Source organism: Mesorhizobium sp. M6A.T.Ce.TU.002.03.1.1 (genome assembly GCF_003997275.1).
GTDB lineage: Bacteria > Pseudomonadota > Alphaproteobacteria > Rhizobiales > Rhizobiaceae > Mesorhizobium > Mesorhizobium mediterraneum.
This window is the reverse complement of record NZ_RZTI01000280.1, coordinates 1-1222: the sequence shown is the minus strand read 5'-3', so window position 1 is coordinate 1222 and position 1222 is coordinate 1. Positions and strand designations below refer to the sequence as shown.

1 protein-coding gene and 1 pseudogene are annotated in these 1222 nt (G+C 66.5%); both read right to left on the bottom strand.

All coding sequences use genetic code 11. From position 1 onward, the window contains the following. The coding region (locus EOC93_RS33490; RefSeq protein WP_127206752.1) for an ornithine cyclodeaminase family protein at nt 1–968 on the bottom strand (968 nt) is incomplete at its 3' end. Nucleotides 969–1104: 136 nt separating this feature from the next. Next, a pseudogene (locus EOC93_RS35245) lies at nt 1105–1222 on the bottom strand (DUF1049 domain-containing protein); the annotation flags it as partial.

The window sequence follows — 1222 nt, the reverse complement described above, 5'->3', positions numbered from 1 at the left end:
CCCCCACTCTTGAGCGCCTTGTAGACGGCTATGCCGGCGGCGAGGTCTTCAAGGGCCGCGCCGACCGATTTGAACAGCGTGATCTCACCGGGGCTCTGCCGGCCCTTCTTCTGGCCGCGCGCCAGTTCATGCAGATCGGCGACGATGGCTTGCGCCTTCAGCACGCCCGAGGCCAGTGGTTGGACGATGTCGCCCGCCTCCTTGGTGGCGCCGGCCCGGGTATCGACATAGACGCGGGCACGCGCAATCGCATCGTCGTCGCTTTCGCGCATATCAGGCGTGAAGCCGCCGACCAGATCGACATGGGTTCCCGGCTTCAACAGCGCGCCCTTGATCAGCGGCGTGGTCGTGATCGTCGCCGACGAAACGATGTCGGCCTGGCCGAGTTCGGCGTCGAGATCGCTCGCGGCGGTGGCGGCAAAACCCTCGGCGCGCAATTTCGCCGCGACCTTCTCGGCATTGGCCGGCGTGCGGTTCCAGATGCGGATCGTGGTGATCGGCCGCACCGCCGAATGCGCCTTGGCGAGGAACGGCGACAGCGCGCCGGCGCCGACCACCAGCAGCCGTGAAGCGTCCTCGCGGGCCAGATAGGAGGCGGCCAGCGCCGAGGCGCAGGCCGTGCGCCACTGCGTCAGCCGCTGGCCGTCAATCATGGCTTCGGGCTCGCCCGTCGCGCCGTCGAGCAAGAGGTAAAGCCCCATCACCGCCGGTTTGCCTACGGCGTTGTTGTCGGGCGACACCGTGACGATCTTGACGCCGATATGGCCGTCTGCCGAAGTGCCGGCCGCATTGAAGTCGGTCCAGGCCGGCATCAGGAGCAGGGTCGAGGCCGCGCCGTCGGGCCGTTCGACTGTATGATGATGCCTGACTGGTTGCACCGCGCCATCGCGAAAGGCCGCGCGCAGCGTCTCGACCAGTCCGGGAAAGGTCAGTGCATGGTCGACCTCGGCCGCCGAAATGGTCAGCATGGGGAAACTCCACAGAGAGAAATACGCCTCGGCATGACCCCGAAAATCGGAACCGATTTTCGGAAAAGATCATGCGCAAATCACATGGAACAGCGCCCTTTGCGCGTCAAAAAAAGACGCGCGGCGCTGTATTGGCTCAGCTCGTCGGCTTCGGCAAGGCCGGGCCCTGTGGTGCAGCCGGTGCGCGGCTGACCGCCTGGCGCAGGTTCTCGGCTTCGACACCGCGCTGGCGCGCCAGCTTGCGATAGCGGCCC